The 17,650-nt window shown below is 69.8% G+C and carries 15 protein-coding genes and 1 tRNA gene; 15 read left to right on the top strand and 1 reads right to left on the bottom strand.

Annotation, left to right across the window (positions count from 1 at the left end; all coding sequences use genetic code 11):
* From rplM to maiA, 6 genes are all read left to right on the top strand, one after another.
* Positions 1–429 carry a 50S ribosomal protein L13 gene (rplM, locus tag WCE39_RS03265; RefSeq protein WP_343275286.1) on the top strand — a complete coding sequence of 143 codons (429 nt, stop codon included), beginning with the start codon at positions 1–3 and terminating at the stop codon, positions 427–429.
* Between the two features lie 3 nt (positions 430–432).
* On the top strand, positions 433–825 hold the full coding sequence (gene rpsI / locus WCE39_RS03260) for a 30S ribosomal protein S9 (protein WP_343275285.1): 393 nt from the start codon (positions 433–435) through the stop codon (positions 823–825).
* Between the two features lie 50 nt (positions 826–875).
* Positions 876–950 (top strand) — tRNA-Gln (locus tag WCE39_RS03255).
* A 111-nt stretch (positions 951–1,061) separates the two neighbouring features.
* Positions 1,062–1,805 carry a 2OG-Fe dioxygenase family protein gene (locus WCE39_RS03250; RefSeq protein WP_343275284.1) on the top strand — a complete coding sequence of 248 codons (744 nt, stop codon included), beginning with the start codon at positions 1,062–1,064 and terminating at the stop codon, positions 1,803–1,805.
* Positions 1,806–2,131: 326 nt separating this feature from the next.
* Positions 2,132–3,121: a fumarylacetoacetate hydrolase family protein gene (locus WCE39_RS03245; RefSeq protein ID WP_343275283.1), complete on the top strand. Its 990-nt coding sequence runs from the start codon at positions 2,132–2,134 to the stop codon at positions 3,119–3,121.
* A 75-nt stretch (positions 3,122–3,196) separates the two neighbouring features.
* On the top strand, positions 3,197–3,913 hold the full coding sequence (maiA, locus tag WCE39_RS03240; protein WP_343275282.1) for a maleylacetoacetate isomerase: 717 nt from the start codon (positions 3,197–3,199) through the stop codon (positions 3,911–3,913).
* Between the two features lie 126 nt (positions 3,914–4,039).
* Here maiA and WCE39_RS03235 read toward each other — a convergent pair whose 3' ends face one another.
* Positions 4,040–5,152, bottom strand: a complete 1,113-nt coding sequence (locus WCE39_RS03235) for a PilT/PilU family type 4a pilus ATPase (protein ID WP_343275281.1) — start codon at positions 5,150–5,152, stop codon at positions 4,040–4,042.
* Between the two features lie 124 nt (positions 5,153–5,276).
* On the opposite strand from WCE39_RS03235, the gene WCE39_RS03230 reads away from it, so the two are divergent.
* The 9 genes from WCE39_RS03230 (at position 5,277) to WCE39_RS03190 (ending at position 17,604) form a co-directional block, all read left to right on the top strand.
* Positions 5,277–5,636 carry a DUF4398 domain-containing protein gene (locus WCE39_RS03230; RefSeq protein WP_343275280.1) on the top strand — a complete coding sequence of 120 codons (360 nt, stop codon included), beginning with the start codon at positions 5,277–5,279 and terminating at the stop codon, positions 5,634–5,636.
* Positions 5,633–6,235, top strand: coding sequence for a hypothetical protein (locus WCE39_RS03225; protein WP_343275279.1), 603 nt, complete (start codon positions 5,633–5,635; stop codon positions 6,233–6,235). The genes WCE39_RS03230 and WCE39_RS03225 overlap by 4 nt, the downstream gene beginning before the upstream one ends.
* Positions 6,236–6,600: 365 nt before the next feature.
* Entirely contained in the window at positions 6,601–6,819 is a 219-nt protein-coding gene (locus WCE39_RS03220) for a YdcH family protein (RefSeq protein ID WP_343275278.1), read from the top strand.
* A 206-nt stretch (positions 6,820–7,025) separates the two neighbouring features.
* On the top strand, positions 7,026–8,402 hold the full coding sequence (locus tag WCE39_RS03215) for a pyridoxal-phosphate dependent enzyme (protein ID WP_343275277.1): 1,377 nt from the start codon (positions 7,026–7,028) through the stop codon (positions 8,400–8,402).
* A gap of 94 nt (positions 8,403–8,496) precedes the next feature.
* Positions 8,497–9,681 (top strand): trans-sulfuration enzyme family protein, encoded by a 1,185-nt coding sequence (locus WCE39_RS03210; RefSeq protein WP_343275276.1) that lies wholly within the window; start codon positions 8,497–8,499, stop codon positions 9,679–9,681.
* Positions 9,678–12,065: a glycosyltransferase family 2 protein gene (locus tag WCE39_RS03205; protein ID WP_343275275.1), complete on the top strand. Its 2,388-nt coding sequence runs from the start codon at positions 9,678–9,680 to the stop codon at positions 12,063–12,065. Before WCE39_RS03210 ends, WCE39_RS03205 begins: the two co-directional genes overlap by 4 nt.
* A 1-nt stretch (position 12,066) precedes the next feature.
* On the top strand, positions 12,067–12,891 hold the full coding sequence (locus WCE39_RS03200; RefSeq protein WP_343275274.1) for an ABC transporter permease: 825 nt from the start codon (positions 12,067–12,069) through the stop codon (positions 12,889–12,891).
* Positions 12,881–14,260 carry an ABC transporter ATP-binding protein gene (locus WCE39_RS03195; RefSeq protein WP_343275273.1) on the top strand — a complete coding sequence of 460 codons (1,380 nt, stop codon included), beginning with the start codon at positions 12,881–12,883 and terminating at the stop codon, positions 14,258–14,260. Before WCE39_RS03200 ends, WCE39_RS03195 begins: the two co-directional genes overlap by 11 nt.
* A complete protein-coding gene (locus tag WCE39_RS03190; RefSeq protein ID WP_343275272.1) occupies positions 14,257–17,604 on the top strand; it encodes a glycosyltransferase in 3,348 nt (1,115 codons plus the stop codon). Before WCE39_RS03195 ends, WCE39_RS03190 begins: the two co-directional genes overlap by 4 nt.
* Positions 17,605–17,650: the final 46 nt, after the last annotated feature.

Below are 17,650 nucleotides of genomic sequence, written 5' to 3'. Positions count from 1 at the left end.
ATGAAGACCTTTACCGCCAAGAACGAGACCGTCCAGCGCGACTGGTTCGTGGTCGACGCCACCGGCAAGACCCTCGGCCGCCTGAGCACCGAGATCGCGCGTCGCCTGCGTGGCAAGCACAAGCCCGTCTACACCCCTCACGTCGACACCGGCGATTACATCGTCGTGATCAACGCCGAGAAGATCCACGTCACCGGCAACAAGCTCGCCGACAAGATGTACTACCGCTTCACCGGGTACATCGGCAACCTGAAGTCCGAGACCCTGGGGCAGGCGCTTGAGCGCCACCCCGAGCGCGTCATCGAGCACTCGGTCAAGGGCATGCTCCCGAAGAACACCCTGGGCCGCGCGATGTACCGCAAGCTCAAGGTCTACAAGGGTTCCGAGCATCCCCACGCCGCCCAGCAGCCGCAAGTCCTGGATATCTAAGTCATGGCAATCACCCAGAATTACGGCACCGGCCGTCGCAAGTCCTCCACCGCCCGCGTGTTCCTGCGCCGCGGTACCGGCACCATCACCGTCAACGCGCGTCCGCTCGACGAGTTCTTCGGCCGCGAGACCGCGCGCATGATCGTGCGCCAGCCGCTCGAGCTGACCAAGAACACCGAGAGCTTCGACATCTTCGTGACCACCTCCGGCGGCGGCACCACCGGCCAGGCCGGCGCCATCCGCCTGGGCATCGCCCGCGCGCTGGTGGAGTACGACGAGACCCTGAAGACCGAGCTGCGCAAGGCCGGCTTCATGACCCGCGACGCCCGCGAGGTCGAGCGCAAGAAGGTCGGCCTGCACAAGGCACGCCGCGCCACGCAGTTCTCGAAGCGCTGATCGCTGTATTCAGGATCGCTTCGCGCGATCCTGCGCTACAATTTCCGCATAGCCCCGTCGCCAAGCGGTAAGGCACCTGACTCTGACTCAGGCATTCGGAGGTTCGAATCCTTCCGGGGCTGCCACATCGCAACAAGCCCTGAAGCCCGCCTCGCGCGGGCTTCATGCTTTCCGGGCCCGGCGCCTGACGGTGGCGCCAGACCGGTCGTCCGCGAACCGTCGTCGAGGGCTCCGCCATGGGCGTCATCTTCCCGCCGCCTTACACGCCATCGGGCACGGAATCACAGGCCCTGCGCGACGATGGCTACGCGGTGCTGTCGCCGGACGCGGTGGCGGCGGTCACCGGGCTGCCGGCCGACGCGCTTGCCGCCCTGGACGTGGGCTGGGACGCGCTGCCCGCCGATGAATACCTGCGCGACGGCGGTCGCTACCGCAGTCGCCGGCACTCCTGCTTCGTTGTCGAAGGTGGCCACGTGCGGATGGCGCCGCATCGCGCGCACTGGCAGTCGCTCGACTACAACGCGCTGCACGGCGGCATGGAGCGGATGTACCAGCCGCTGTCGCAGGCGCTGGTGTCGCAGCCGGCGTGGTCGCGCCTGCTGGCCGCACTCGGCGGCCTGTGCAGCGGCGTTCGCGATGCCGGCCCATGGCACGTCGAAGCCCATCAGTTCCGCATCGACACCAGCGACGGCATCGGTCGCCCCACGCCGGAAGGCGCGCATCGCGACGGCGTCGATTTCGTCGCCGTGTTCGTGGTCGGGCGCGAGTCCATCAAGGGCGGCGAGACCCGCGTGTTCGACGCGGCCGGCCCCGACGGCCACCGCTTCACCCTGGAAGCCCCCTGGTCGCTGCTGCTGATGGACGACACCCGCGTCATCCACGAGTCCACCCCGATCCAGCCTCTTGATCCCGACGGTCATGGTCACCGCGACACCCTGGTGCTGACGTATCGCTCGGGTGCGTTCCAGGGGGAGGACTGATGGGCGTCTTTGCCGCGGATTCGCGCGGATCGAGGCGGATGTGCACGGATAGGGCGAGAGCGCTTGCAGCCACGGATTGCGCGGGTAAACGCGGATAGGGCAAGAGCTTTTTTGCCACGGATTTGCGCGGATTGCGCGGATCTTGCCGAGGCACCTTTGCGGGCGCAGGCGCTTATGAAGAAGATCGAGGGACAGGGCGTGGTGTTGCAGGCTGGCCTTGTCCTGATCCGCGTGATCGGCGTAAATCCGTAGCCAAGAAATGCTCTCCCCGCACCGCAGCCGCCGCCCCGCTACAATCCCGGGATTGCGACTTTTGCGGAGCGGTGATGAAGCTGGGTTCTTTGAAGGAAGGCGGGCGCGACGGCACCCTGGTGGTGGTTTCGCGGGATCTGTCGCGCGCGGTGCGCGCCACCGGGATCGCGGGCACGCTGCAACAGGCGCTCGAGGACTGGTCGAGCACCGCCCCGCGTCTGGTCGCGCTGTCCGATGCGCTCGACGCCGACAGCGCCGACGGATCCTTCGACCTCGAGCCGGCGCATCTGGCGGCACCGCTGCCGCGCGCCTACGAATTCCTGGACGGCAGCGCCTACCTGCCGCACGTGGCGCGCGTGCGCCGTGCGCGCGGGGCCGAGGTGCCCGAGTCCTTCTACACCGATCCGCTGATGTACCAGGCGACCAGCGCCGGCTTCCTCGGCCCGCGCGATCCGGTGCGCGTGACCAGCGAAGAGCATGGCATCGACCTCGAGGCCGAGATCGTGGTCATCACCGACGACGTGCCGATGGCGGTCACGCCGGAGCAGGCCGCCGGCCACATCCAGCTCATCGGCCTGGTCAACGACGTCAGCCTGCGCGGCCTGATTCCAGGCGAGCTCGCCAAGGGCTTCGGCTTCCTGCAGTCCAAGCCGCGCTCGGCGCTGTCGCCGGTGTTCGTGACGCCGGACGAGCTGGGCGATGCTTGGCGCGGCAACAAACTGCACCGGCCGCTGGTGACCCACGTCAACGGCGAGTGGTTCGGCGCGCCCGAGGCCGGCGTGGACATGCAGTTCGATTTCGCCCAGCTGGTGGCCCATGCCGCGCGGACGCGGCCGCTTTCGGCCGGAACCATCGTTGGTTCAGGGACGATCGCCAACGAAGATACTTCGCTGGGGGCGTCGTGCTTCGCCGAGAAGCGGACGGTCGAGGCGCTGGAGCACGGCGCGCCGCGGACGCCTTTCATGTCCTTCGGCGACCAGGTCCGCATCGAAATGTTCGACGCGGACGGCGCGTCGATCTTCGGGGCCATCGAGCAGCGCATCGAGCACCAGCCGGCACCGTGAGCCGGGGACGGCCGCGGCGCGAAGCGCGCCGGCCGGTCCGGCCGGGGAGGGCGGGAATGATCAAGGGGAGGGTGCATGGCGGCCGATAGCGACCTGGCGGCGGGTGGAAGCGGGACTGGCAACGGGAATGGCAACGGCGCGCTGTGCCTGCACTCCTACTGGCGCTCGAGCGCCGCCTACCGCGTGCGCATCGCCCTCAACCTCAAGGGCCTGAAGTACGACATCGCGTCGGTCCACCTGGTGCGCGGGGGTGGCGAACAGCACGGCGCCGACTTTGCCGCGCTCAATCCGCAGGAGCTGGTGCCCGTGCTCCAGCACGGCCAGCGCAACCTGCGCCAGTCGCTGGCGATCATCGAATACCTTGACGAAATGTGGCCGGAGCCGCCGCTGCTGCCGGCCACGGCGCGCGACCGCGCGCGGGTGCGGGCGCTGGCGCAGGTGGTGGCCAGCGACATCCATCCGCTCAACAACCTGCGCGTGCTGCAGTACCTCGAGCGCGACTGGGGCGTGCCCCAGCCCGAGCGCGAGGTCTGGGTGAAGCACTGGATCGATTCGGGCTTCCGCGCGCTCGAGGCGCTGCTTGCCGACAATCCGTCCACCGGCGAATTCTGCGACGGCAACCAGCCCACCATCGCCGACTGCTGCGTGGTGCCGCAGGTCTACAACGCGCGGCGCTTCGGCATCGACATGGCCGCGTATCCGATCATCGCCAGCATCGAGCGGCACTGCCTGGCGCTGCCGGCCTTCGACGCCGCGCGCCCGGAGCGGCAGCCCGACGCGCCGGTGGGCTGACGCGGCACTGCAATCGCGGCCATGGCCGCTCCCACATCAACGCGACTTGTGAAGCCGCTATGGCGTCGATCGCGGCATGTCGCTCCGCGACGCGGCGCTGGCTCTCCCCGGCGCGCCGATGGCGAGTCAGCGCTCGCCGGTGTCGAAGATCTCGGCGTAGGGGTCGTGCTCGCCGTCACCGCCTTCGGACAGACGGAACTTGAGGTCGAGGCCGTCGCGCGAGTCGGCGGCGCGCAGTGCGGTCTCGCGCTCGATCCGGCCGTCCTTGTGCAGGCGGAACAGGCACTGGTCGAAGGATTCGATGCCTTCCTCCAGCGACTCCTCCATCGCCTGCTTGATTTCGTGCACCTGGCCGCGACGCAGCAGGTCGCGGATCATCGGCGTGTTGATCAGCACTTCGGTCGCCGGCATGCGGCGGCCGTCGGTGCCCACCACCAGGCGCTGGCTGACCACCGCCTTGAGGTTGAGCGACAGGTTCATCAGCACGTTCTTGTGCGCGGCCTCGGGGAAGAAGTTGAGGATGCGCTCGATGGTCTGGTCGGCGTTGTTGGAGTGCAGCGTGGCCAGGCACAGGTGCCCGGTCTCGGCGAAGGCAATCGCCGCCTCCATCGTGGTCGCGTCCAGGATCTCGCCGATCAGGATCACGTCCGGCGCCTCGCGCATCGCGTTCTTCAGCGCGTTGTGGAAGGCGTGGGTGTCCAGGCCGACCTCGCGCTGGTTCACGATCGACTTCTTGTGCCGGTGCAGGTACTCGATCGGGTCCTCGATGGTGAGGATGTGCCCGGCCGTGGTGCTGTTGCGGTGGTCGATCATCGACGCCAGCGTGGTCGACTTGCCCGAGCCGGTGGAGCCGACGATCAGCACCAGCCCGCGCGGGGCCATGATGATGTCCTTCAGCACCTGCGGCAGCTGCAGTTCCTCGATCGACGGGATCACGCTGCGGATGGCGCGGATCACCATGCCGACCTCGCCGCGCTGCTTGAATACGTTCACGCGGAAGCGGCCGGAATCGGCCAGCGACAGCGCCATGTTCAGCTCCAGGTCGCGCTCGAACTGCGGCACCTGGCCCTCGTCCATCAGCGAATAGGCGATTTTCTTCACCATGCCCGGCGGCAGGCCGGTATTGCCGAGGGGATAGAGCTTGCCCTCGACCTTGATGTACACCGGCGCGCCGGTGGTCAGGAACATGTCGGAGGCGTTCTTCTCCGTCATCAGCTTCAGGAAGTAGCCGATGTCCATCGTGGGATTCCCCTATCGCGCCATGCCGGATGTTTGCGATCCGGACGGATGCTGTTGACAATGGCCGTGCGTCCCCTTTCCCCGCGGCGGCCCCCTTATGCACGCAAGCTTCGCACACTTCCAAATGCGCCTGCATGGCGCATGTCTCGTTCTCGCGCTTGCGCTGGCCGGCTGCGCCAGCCTGCCGCCGCCCACGGCGGAGCTCTCCGCGGCCCAGGCCGCAGTGGCGCGGGCCGATGCGGCCGACGCCCAGCAGTACGCCCCGCAGGACCTGGACCGGGCCCGCACCGCCCTGAGCCGGGCCCAGGCGGCCATGACCGCCGGCAAGGAGCGCGACGCCCGCGCCCTGGCCGGGCTGTCGGAGGCCTCGGCCGACCTCGCCAGCGCGCGCAGCGCCCAGGCGCAGGTCGATGCCACCCTGGCCCAGCGCCGCGCCGAGGTCGCTTCGCTACGCCAGAGCCTGGGCATGGAGGACCGGCCATGAGCCGCCTTGTGCTTGCGGCGACGCTCGCAGCCCTGCTCCTGCCCGGCGCGGCCCTTGCCCAGCAGTCCCGCCCGGCTGCCGAAGACGACGCGAACGCTGCGCTCGCGGCACGCCTGCTGGTGCTCGACGCCGACCCGGAACGCCGGTCCCTGGCCGCCTACGAGCGTCTTCGCGCGCGCCAGGCCGTCGATGCCCTGGCCGCCGCGCGCGGGGCGCAGGCCCGGAAGGACGCGCAACACGTGGCCGAGTGGCGCATCGAGATCGCGGAAATCGCCGCCGCGACCGAGCTGTCGCGGCGCGAGGTGGAGCGCCTGGACCGCGAGCGCAGCGACCTCCTGGTCGAGGCCAGCCGCCAGGATGCCGCCCGTGCCCGCGCCGAGGCCGAGCGCCTGCGCATCCAGGCCCAGATCCAGGCCGAAGAGGCCGAGCGGCTGCGGCTGGAGGCGGAGATCGAGTCCGGTGCCCGCCAGCGTGCCGAAGGCGTGCTGGATGACGTGGCCAGCACGCAGGCCGCGCGCCTGCGGGCCGCGCGCGAGCGCGAGGCCGAGCTGAAGCGCCAGGAAGCCGAGCTGCTGAAGTCCCTCGAAGACCCGCGCTGAGGGCAGCGACCGGCCTCGCGCAGGGTGCCGGGAGGACGTCCCCGAGACCTTCCTGAACCTCTCCCGGACCCTGTCCGCGAGGGCGCGACCGACACCCTTGCCGGCCCTGCCGGGGAGGAGTAGGGTCGAGTCGAGAGGCTGGTTCCGCCCTGCGGTACCGCCTCGCTGAAGGGACGGCATCGTGACGGACAGCAGCGACTCCAATGGGAACGTCGCCGCGGGCAAGCCCCCGCGGAGGTTCCCGAGGGGCCGTGTCTGTGTCCTGTTGCCGCCGTTCCACTCGACACGCCCCGTGCCCCAAGGCCCGGGGCGTTTTTGCATGCCCGCGCGGCACGCATGCGCGGGCCAGGCTGAAGGAGGTCTCCATGTTCGAAGGGCAACCCCAGACGGAACTCGACGCGCTGTTCAGCAAGAATCCCGAGCTCAGGCGCCTGTACCACCACCACAAGGAGCTGGACAAGAAGGTGCTGGACGCCGAACTCGGCGTGCTGCCGATGGACGACACCACGCTGTCGCGGATGAAGCGCGAGAAGCTTGCCGCCAAGGATCGCCTGTCCACGATGTACCAGGCGCTCGACCACTGATCGCTGCATCCCCCACGTAAAGATCGAAAGTTGTTGTCGCGGGCGGCGGCGCCCATCCCATCGTCGGTCGCCGTTGCCCGCCTTGCGTGCACCCGCCTCGAGCCCTTTCGTTGCGCCCCGCGGCCGGCACGGTCCGCCCGGCACGCGCGTGCCTGCACGCGATGCGATAATCGGCGCCCCGTCTTGCACTGACAGGCCGCCAACGCATGCCGATCCACGACTCCGTCCTCGGGCTTATCGCCGACACACCCATCGTCAGGGCGCAGCGCCTCGACGCGGGCCGCTGCGAGCTCTACTTCAAGCTCGAGAGCCAGAATCCGGGCGGGTCGATCAAGGACCGCATCGGCATGAGCATGATCGAGGCCGCCGAGAAGCGCGGCGACATCAGGCCCGGCGACACCCTGGTCGAGGGCACGGCCGGCAACACCGGCATCGGCCTGGCCCTGGTGGCGCAGCAGAAGGGCTACCGCCTGGTGCTGGTCGTCCCGGACAAGATGAGCCGCGAGAAGATCTTCAACCTCAAGGCGATGGGCGCCGAGGTCGTGCTGACCCGCTCGGACGTGGCCAAGGGGCATCCGGACTATTACCAGGACCTGGCCGAGCGCATCGCACGGGAAACGCCGGGCGCCTATTTCATCAACCAGTTCGGCAACCCGGACAACCCGGCCGCGCACGAGTTCGGCACCGGTCCCGAGATCCTGCGGCAGATGGCCGAAGTCGGCGGCGTCGACGCCGTGGTCTTCGGCTGCGGCAGCTCCGGCACCATGAGCGGGCTGTCGCGCTGCTTCGCCGAGCACGCGCCGGACGTCGAGATGATCCTGGCCGACCCGGTGGGGTCGATCCTCGAGGAATACATCAACGAAGGCACGCTCAGCGAGAAGTCCGGCAGCTGGATGGTCGAGGGCATCGGCGAGGATTTCCTGCCGACCATCTCCGACTTCAGCCGCGTGAAGAAGGCCTATGCCATCAGCGACAGGGAAAGCTTCCTGGCCGGGCGCGAACTGCTGGCGACCGAAGGCATCCTCGGCGGCTCGTCCACCGGCACGCTACTGGCCGCGGCGCTGAAGTACTGCCGCGAGCAGACGGAGCCGAAGAAGGTGCTGGTGTTCGTCTGCGACACCGGCAACAAGTACCTGTCGAAGATGTACAACGACTACTGGATGCTCGACAACGGCTTCATCGAGCGCGAGCAGCACGGCGACCTGCGCGACCTGATCCTGCGGCCCTACAGCCAGAAGGACACGGTGGTGGTGGGCCCGAAGGACCTGCTGGTCACCGCCTACCAGCGCATGAAGCTGTACGAGATCTCGCAGCTGCCGGTGATGGACGGCGAGCGCCTGGCCGGCATCCTCGACGAGTCCGACGTGCTGCTGCACGTCTACGGCGACGAAGCGCGCTTCCGCGACCCGGTGTCGACCGCGATGGTCAGCAAGCTGGAAGTGCTGGACGTGAAATCGCCGGTCGAGGCCCTGCTGCCGGTGTTCGATGCCGGCAAGGTCGCGATCGTGACCGACGGCGACCGCTTCCTCGGCCTGATCACCCGGATCGACCTCCTCAACTGGCTGCGGCGGCGGGCTGGCTGAGGGCGGGCGGAAGTCAGCTTCGGCTCAGTTGCCGGCCGGGGGTGGCGAGCGCCGGATGATACAATTGGCGGTCTTTTCCAGTGGAAATACCGGCATGCAGGACGATCACGACCAGGCGGGCGCGGACCTCGCCCGATGGGGCCACGGCACGCGGGCGATCCATGCCGGGCAGTCGCCGGATCCCTCCACCGGCGCGGTGATGGTTCCGATCTACGCCACGTCCACGTATGCCCAGTCCAGCCCCGGCGTCCACCAGGGCTTCGAGTATTCGCGCACCCACAACCCCACGCGCTTCGCCTATGAGCGCTGCGTGGCCGGGCTCGAGGGCGGCAGCCGCGGCTTCGCTTTCGCGTCCGGCCTGGCGGCGTCCTCGACCGTGCTCGAACTCCTCGACAGCGGCGACCACGTGATCGCCATGGACGACCTGTATGGCGGCAGCTATCGCTTGTTCGAGCGCGTGCGCCGGCGCAGCGCGGGCCTGGACTTCAGCTTCGTCGACCTGACCGACCCGGCGGCCTTCGAAGCCGCGATCACGCCGAAGACGCGCATGGTCTGGGTGGAAACCCCGACCAACCCGATGCTGAAGATCGTCGACCTGCAGGCGATCTCCGCGATCGCTCGCAAGCACGGCCTGTTGATGGTGGTGGACAACACCTTTGCATCGCCGATCCTTCAGCGCCCGCTCGAGCACGGCGCCGACCTGGTGCTGCATTCGGCCACCAAGTACCTCAACGGCCATTCCGACATGGTCGGCGGCATGGTCGTCGTCGGCGACAACGACGACCTGGCCGAGCAGCTGGCGTTCCTGCAGAACTCGGTAGGCGCGGTGCAGGGTCCGTTCGACAGCTTCCTGGCGCTGCGCGGCCTGAAGACGCTGCACCTGCGCATGCGGGCGCATTGTGACAATGCGCTGGCGCTGGCGGAATACCTGCAGGGACACGCGGCGGTCGAGGGCGTGATCCACCCGGGGCTGGCCTCGCATCCGCAGCACGCGCTGGCCGCGCGTCAGATGGACGGCGGTGGCGGCATCGTCTCGGTGCGCATCAAGGGTGGCTTCGACGGCGCCAGGCGGGTGTGCGAGCGGCTGCAGCTGTTCACCCTGGCCGAGTCGCTCGGTGGCGTGGAGAGCCTGGTCAACCATCCCGCGGTGATGACGCACGGCTCGGTCCCGGCCGAGCGCCGCGCGGCGCTGGGGATGGGCGACAACCTGCTGCGCTTCAGCGTGGGCGTGGAAACGCTCGACGACCTGCGCCGCGACCTGGACGACGCGCTCGCATGAGGCAAACGCTGGGGCGCGGTGCGATCGAGCTCCTGCTGGAGCCGATGCACCACCTTGAGGCCCTGCCTGCGGATGGCGCCGCCCAGGCCTGGTCCGCGGTGGGCGTGGACCCGCAGTTCCTGGTGCGCCACCGCGGCGGCGACCGCTTCCGCGCGGGCTGGTACCTGCTGGAACTCGACATCGAAGTCGCCGACGGCTACTTCGACAACCCCTGCTTCTACCCCGACTACGGCGCGGGCGCCGGCGATGGCAGCCGCATCAACTTCGCGCCCACGGTGCAGGGAGGCAAGCCGCTGCGCGCGGTGGTCCGCCTGGACCACGACGTGGTTTCGCTGCGCTTCGACCCGTCGACGGCGCCGTGCAGCTTCACCATCCACCGCGCGGTGCTGGTGCCGATGGGCACGTTCACCGCGGCGGCACGCATGTGCGCCCGCCTGTGGGCGCGACTCAGCCGCGACCGGTCGCTGTGGTCGTTCGCCGCGCGCGAGGCCTTCGACAGCTTCCGCCAGGGCGGCGTGGGCGGCTTCGGCGACTGGCTGTACCTGATGCACGAGGAGCGCGCGCGCGGTGGCGTGGTGTCGCTGGATTACGCCGCCTGGATCGAACGCTTCGACCGGCTGTCGGATGCCGACGTGAACATGGTCCGGCAGCGCTGCGAGCGCCTGGCCCGTCGCCCGCTGGTCTCGGTGCTGGTGCCGGTCTACAACACGCCGGAGGACTACCTGCGCCGCTGCATCGAGAGCGTCCGCGCGCAGGTCTACCCGCACTGGGAGCTGTGCCTGGTCGACGACGCCTCCCCCGATCCCCGGGTGGCCGAGGTGCTGGCCGGGTACGCCGCGCTGGATCCGCGCATCCGCGTGATCCGCCGCGAGCGCAACGGCCATATCTCCGAAGCCTCCAACACCGCGCTGGAAGCCGCCCGTGGCGATTACGTGGCGCTGCTGGACCACGACGACGAGATCACCGCGCACGCGCTGTACCTGGTGGTGAAGGCGATCAACGAGCAGCCCGGACTGAAGCTGCTCTATTCCGACGAAGACAAGCTCGACGCGAACGGGACCCGCTTCGACCCGTACTTCAAGCCCGACTGGAACCCCGAGCTGCTGCGCAGCCAGAACTACCTGTGCCACCTGGGGGTCTACGAGGCATCGCTGGTGCGCGCCGTGGGCGGCTTCCGGCGCGGGTTCGAAGGCAGCCAGGACCACGACCTCGCGCTGCGCTGCGCGGCGCGCCTGTCGCCGGCCGAGATCGGCCACGTACCGCACGTGCTGTACCACTGGCGGGCGATCGAAGGCTCCACCGCGCTTTCGGGCAGTGCCAAGGACTACACCGAAGACGCCGGCCGCAGGGCGATCGAGGACCACCTGGAAGACACCGGCGACCACGGCGCGCGCGTGGAAGCCGTCACCGGTGGCTACCGCGTGCACTACGCGGTGCCGTCCCCCGCGCCGCGAGTCACCCTGGTGGTGCCGACCCGCGACCGGGTGGACCTGCTGCGCACCTGCATCGACAGCATCACCCGGCTGACCCGCTACCCGGACTACAAGCTGCTGGTCGTGGACAACCAGTCCAGCGATCCGGAGACGCTCGAATACCTGCGGGCGATCGACGGCAACGGCCTGGTCAGCGTGCTGCGCGACGGGTCGGCGTTCAACTACTCGCGCATCAACAATGCGGCGGTGCGCGCGAGCGACGGCGCCATCGTCGGCCTGGTCAACAACGACATCGAGGCGATCCACGCCGACTGGCTGGAGGAGATGGTCGGCCATGCCGTGCGCGCGCGCACCGGCGCCGTGGGCGCGGTGCTCTATCACCCCGACGACCGCATCCAGCACGCGGGCGTGGTCATCGGCCTGGGCGGCGTGGCCGGCCACGCCTACGTCGGGCTGCCGCGCGGCTACCCGGGGCAGCAGAACCGGGGCCTGCTCGCGCAGAACCTGACCGCGGTGACCGCGGCCTGCCTGCTGGTGCGGCGCGAGGTCTTCGACGAGGTCGGCGGGCTGGACGAATCGCTGGAGGTTGCGTTCAACGACGTCGACTTCTGCCTGCGCATCGCCGAGCGCGGCTACTACAACGTGTGGACTCCGTGGGCCGAGCTGTACCACCACGAATCAGCGTCGCGCGGCTACGAGGACAACCCCGAGAAGAAGGCGCGCTTCTCCCGTGAGGTGAATGCGATGGTCACGCGCTGGGGCAAGGCGCTGCGCTGGGATCCCGCCTACAACCCCAACCTGGGGCTGGAGGGCCACGATTTCCCGCTGGCGATCCCGCCGCGGCTGCCCCTGAAGCAGGCCCTGCGCGGCAGCGTGGCGGCCTGCGTCCGGCCGGATCCAGCGCTGCGCCGCGGCGTCGACATGTCGAGCCTCCGCCAGGCGGGCGGCTGACATGGGCGCGGTGCGTCCCCTGCCGTGGCCACTGGCGCCGTTCGGCGCGTTCGGCCGCTACCGCGACCTGACCAGGGAGCTCGTCAGGCGGGACATCCTCGGCCGCTACCGCGGCGCCAACTTCGGCATGCTGTGGTCGCTGATCGGCCCGCTGATGCTGCTGGCGATCTACACCATCGCCTTCGGCGAGATCCTGGGCAGCCGCTGGAACCAGGCGTCGGGCGACACGGCCGCGTTCGGCATCGTGCTGTTCCTCGGCATCATCGTGCACGGCTTCTTCGCCGAGTGCTTCTCGCGTTCGCCGCGGTTGATGATGGACAACGCGAACTACGTCAAGCGCGTGGTGTTCCCGCTGGACGTCCTCGCCTGGTCGGTGGTGCTGTCGGCGCTGTTCCACATGGTGATGAACCTGCTGGTGTTCGTGGTGCTGAACTGGCTGTTCTTCGGGCGGTTCTCGCCGACGCTGTGGCTGCTGCCGGCCGTGCTCGCGCCGCTGGTGTTGCTGACCGTGGCGACCTGCTGGCTGGTGTCTTCGCTCGGCGTGTACATCCGCGACATCAGCCAGGCGGTGCCGGTGGTGGTCACCGCGCTGCTGTTCCTGTCCTCGGCGATCGTGCCCGTCGACACCCTGCCGCCGAAGTACCAGTTCGTGTTCTCGCTCAATCCGCTGACCTTCTTCATCGACGAGGTCCGCGAAGTCGCGCTCTGGGGCCGCTACCCGGACTGGACGGGGCTGGCAGGCTACGCGCTTGGCAGCGTGGTGGCCCTCTACCTCGCCTACGCATGGTTCCGCGTCACCAGCAGGGGGTTCGCCGATGTCCTCTGAGGTGGTGCTGCGCCTGCGCGGGATCGGGAAGTCGTTCCCCACTGTCGACAAGCCCTACAAGCGCCTGGCCCAGGTGCTGCTGCCAGGCCTGGACACGGGCGGCGGGTTCCACGCCCTGCGCGACGTCGACCTGGAGGTGCGGCGCGGCGAGGCGATCGGCATCATCGGCCGCAACGGCTCGGGCAAGTCCACGCTGCTGCAGATCATTGCCGGCATCCTGCAGCCGACCACCGGCAGCCTGGAGGTGTCGGCGCGGATCGCGGCGCTGCTCGAGCTGGGCGCCGGCTTCAATCCCGAGTTCACCGGACGCGAGAACATCCGCCTCAATGCCAGCCTGCTCGGCCTTGGTGCGCGCCAGATCGACCAGCGCATGGACGCGATCATCGGCTTCGCCGAGATCGGCGACCACGTCGACCAGCAGGTCAAGACCTATTCCAGCGGCATGTTCGTGCGCCTCGCCTTCGCGGTCGCGGTGCATACCGATCCCGACGTGCTGATCGTGGACGAAGCGCTTTCGGTCGGCGACATCTACTTCCAGCGCAAATGCCACCGGCGGATCGAAGAGCTGCGCCAGCAGGGCTGCACCCTGCTGTTCGTGACCCACGCGATCGACTCGCTGCTCAGGCTGTGCGACCGCGGCGTGGTGATCGACGCCGGCCGGGTGCTGTACGACGGCGAGGTCGGCCAGGCGGTCAAGGAATACCTGCGACTGGTTTTCGGCGACAACAGCGGCGGCGGTGACGTGGACGGTGACCCCGCGCCCGCGCTGCGTGCGGAACCGGACACAGGCGATGGCGCCGCGGGCGGTGGCGACGACGAACTGGCCGCCTTCCTGCGTGGCGGCGGCCAGGATCGCTTCGCCAGCCGCGCCGGCTACAACCGCGACGAAACCAGGGTCGGCACCGGCGAAGCGATCACCTGCGACTACCTGGTCACCGGCAGCCACGGCCACGGGCCGATGGTCGCGGGGCGCGAGCCGTTCACGGTGCGCGCGCGCTACCTCCTGCCGTCCGCGACCGACAACCTCGTGTTCGGCGTCCGCCTGTGCACCATCAGCGGCACGGTGCTGTACAGCTGCAACACCATGATGGCCAGCGGCAACCTCTACCGGGCCGACGCGGGCACGGTTGCCGTTGCCACGTTCGACATGCGCTGCTCGCTGCTGCGCGGGCACTATTTCCTGACGGTGGGCGTGTCGCGCTACGACCGGTCGAGCGACGAATACGTGGCGCTGGACCGCCGCATCGATGCCATCGTGCTGACGGTGACCGGTGCCGGCACCGCTTCGGATGCCGATGGCCTGGCCGACCTGGAGGCCGAGATCGCGATGTCCGCGGCCGGCGCGGGCGCGATTGGAGTGATGCGGTGAGCGGATTGCTGCGGGACGTGCTGCTGGTGTCGTGCCCCAACGCCGGGGGCGGCCTGCTGCTGCTGGAAGGCGAGGGCGTGGAGCGCCTGTCCCGCGTGCCCACCACCGGCATCTGCGCGGTGCCCGGCGGCTTCCTCTGGGCGCGCCAGTCGGGCGACAGCAACGTGCTGCGCCGGGCGGTGGACGGCGGGCTGTCCGCTACTTTGCTGGCCGAGGACGTGCTCGACCTGCACGATGTCGCCTGGCATGGCGGCCAGGCCTACGCCGTGGCCACGGAGCGCAATGCCGTGCTCCGGCTCGACGGCGAGCTGCGCGAGACGCGGCGCTGGGCGCTGCGCGGAGAGCGCGACAGCGCGCACCTCAATTCGATCTGCTTCCACGACGGCCGCCTGCTTGCGTCGCGGTTCGGACGGTTCGACACGCATCGCGGCTACAAGGGCGCGACCGCCGGCGCCGGCGAAGTGTTCGACGTCGACAGCGGCGAGGTCGTGCTGGGCGGGCTGTCGCAGCCGCATTCGCTGACGTCTCACGAAGGCGCGCTCTGGCTGTGCGATTCCGAAGCCCGCCGCATCGTCTGCTGGCGCGGACCGGGCGAGCCGCTGCGGACGGTCGCGCTCGACGGCTATGCGCGCGGCCTGGCCTTCGGTCGCGAGCGCATCTACGTGGGCCTGAGCCGCAGCCGCAATGCGCCGGACCCCGCGCTGGCCCGGGCACGGATCGTGGTCCTGGAGCGGGCGTCGCTGGCCGTGCTCGGCACGGTCGAGCTTCCCGTGGACGAGGTCTACGACATCGCCATCGTCGAAGGCGGCGCGGATGCGCTGCACCGGTCGGCGCTGGCCGAGGCCGATGCCGAGCTGGCCGCCATGGAGCAGCAGCGCGATGCGGCCGATGCGGTCTTGGCCGAGCGCGATGCGCGCCTGTCCGGGCTTGCCGCGCAGCTGGCAGGGGCCAGCGACGCGCATGCCTCCGCACAGGCCCACGTGGTCGAGCTGTTGAACCGCCAGGAAGAGCGGGCGTTCCGCCTGGAATGCCTCGAGGCGGACGCAGCGACGCATGCGCGCTGGGCGGAGCTGCTGGAGGCCGAGGCCGTGCGCCTGCGCCAGGGCGTCGATGCGCTGGAGGAGGCACTGGGCGCGCAGTCCCGGCTGCTGCAGGCGTGGCAGCGCGCGCTCGATGCCGTGCGCGCCTCGCGCTCGTGGCGGATCACCCGGCCCCTGCGCTGGCTCGCGACGGTGCTTGGCCGGCCGGGGGAGGGCGAGGATCCGCCGCGGGCGCTGGCCTTGCCGGCCCCCATGGATCGCACGCAGCCCACGCGTGCCGGCCTGCCGATCCAGGGGCTGGAATTCGAAGCGCACGACGCACCGGTGGCCAGCATCGTGGTGACCGCCCACGGCGGCTTCGCGATGACCCTGGCCTGCCTGCGCGCGATCCGGCGCCACGCCGGCGATATCGCCTTCGAAGTGCTGCTGATCGAGGACGCGTCGGGCGAAGCGGAGATGGCGCGCTTCCGGGGAGTGCCCGGCCTGCGTTACGTCGAGAACGCGTCGAACCTCGGGTTCCTGCGCTCCGCGAACCAGGCGCTGTCGCTGGCGCGCGGCGACTACATGCATTTCCTCAACAACGACACCGTGGTCGGTGCACGCTGGCTGGCGGCGCTGCTGCAGACGTTCGCGCGCTTCCACGACTGCGGGCTTGCCGGCTCCAGGCTGGTCTATCCGGACGGCCGCCTGCAGGAAGCCGGCGGCGTGGTCTGGAACGACGGGCGCGCGCTCAACTACGGCCGCGACGGCGACCCGGCGCATCCCGACCATGCCTTCGTGCGCGAGGTCGACTATGTGTCGGGCGCCTCCATGCTGGTGCGCAGCGACCTGTTCCGGCATCTCGGCGGTTTCGACGAGCGCTACGCGCCGGCGTACTACGAGGACACCGACCTCGCGTTCCGCATCCGTGCGGTGGGCGGTCGCAAGGTGTATTACCAGCCGGAGTCGGTGGTCCACCACGTCGAGGGGGCCTCGCACGGCACCGACATCGACGCCGCCGGCAAGGCGTCGCAGGAGGCCAACCGCGCGGTGTTCGCCGCGCGCTGGCAGGACGTGCTCGCCCGGGAACAGCTGCCCGCCGGCGCGCACCTGTTCCTGGCACGCGAGCGCGCGCAGCTCAAGCCGGTCGTGCTGCTGGTCGACCGCACGCCCCCGCGCACCGACCGCGACGCCGGTTCGCGCGCGATCTGGCAGCTGATGCGGGTCCTCGGCCTGCACGGCATGCTCGTCAAGTTCTGGGCCGAAGAGCACGACGCGACGGGCGTCTACGCGGCCAACCTCGCCGCGCACGGCATCGAGCTGGCGTCGGATGGCGGCGGCGACTTCGACGCGTGGATGGCCGCCAACGGCGCCTATCTCGACCTCGTGGTGCTGAGCCGCCCGCTGGTGGCCGAGCGCCACGTGGATGCAGTGCGCCGGCACAGCACGGCAAAGCTGCTGTTCTACGGACACGACATCCACCACCTGCGATACATCAGCCAGATGCGCGTGGATCCGGATCCGGACCTCGCCGGCTTCGCCCACCATGCGCGCGAGATCGAGGAGTCGCTGTGGCGCCGCGCCGATCTGGTCGCCTACCCCTCGGAGGCCGAGAGCAGACATGCGGGCCAGTGGATGCGGGAGCACGACGCACCGGGCCAGGCCGTGGCGGTGCCGCTGTTCGCCTACGAGGGCCTGCCGGAGCGGGTCGGCGAAGGGCTGTCGGAGCGCCGGAACATCCTGTTCGTCGGTGGTTTCGCGCATGCGCCCAACGAAGATGGCGCGCTCTGGTTCGTGCGCTATGTCTGGCCCGTGATCCACCGCCAGCACCCCGACTACCGGCTGTGCCTGGTCGGGGCCGACCCGCCGGACACGGTGGTCGCACTCTCCCGCTCGGACGTGCTGGTGACCGGGCACATCCCCGAGCATGAGCTGGCCAACTATTACCGCAGCGCCAGGCTGGTGGTCGCGCCGCTGCGCTTCGGCGCCGGCGTCAAGGGCAAGGTGCTGGAAGCCATGCGTCACGGCGTGCCCTGCGTCACCACCAGCGCCGGTGCGCAGGGACTGGAGGCGGCGGACTGCCTGCGGGTGGCCGACGACCCGGCGACCTTCGCCGCCATGGTCGATGCCCTGGTGGTCGACGACGCGGCGTGGACGGCCGCGGCGCGCGGCGGCATCGAGTTCCTGGCTAGGCACTTCTCGGTCGAGACCGTGTGGCGCGCGCTGTCACCCGTGGTCGATGGCGCCGGGCATGCCGACGTCGCGGCCCGCCTGGCCGCGATCGAAGCCGCGCGGTCGCGGTCCGATGCCGGGACGGTCGGTTAGAATCGCCCGCCCGGGCGCCTTTGGCGTCCCGCAATTCCACGACAGG

Source organism: Luteimonas yanweni (assembly GCF_039548475.1).
Classification (GTDB): domain Bacteria; phylum Pseudomonadota; class Gammaproteobacteria; order Xanthomonadales; family Xanthomonadaceae; genus Luteimonas.
This window is presented reverse-complemented; position numbering and strand designations above follow the sequence as displayed.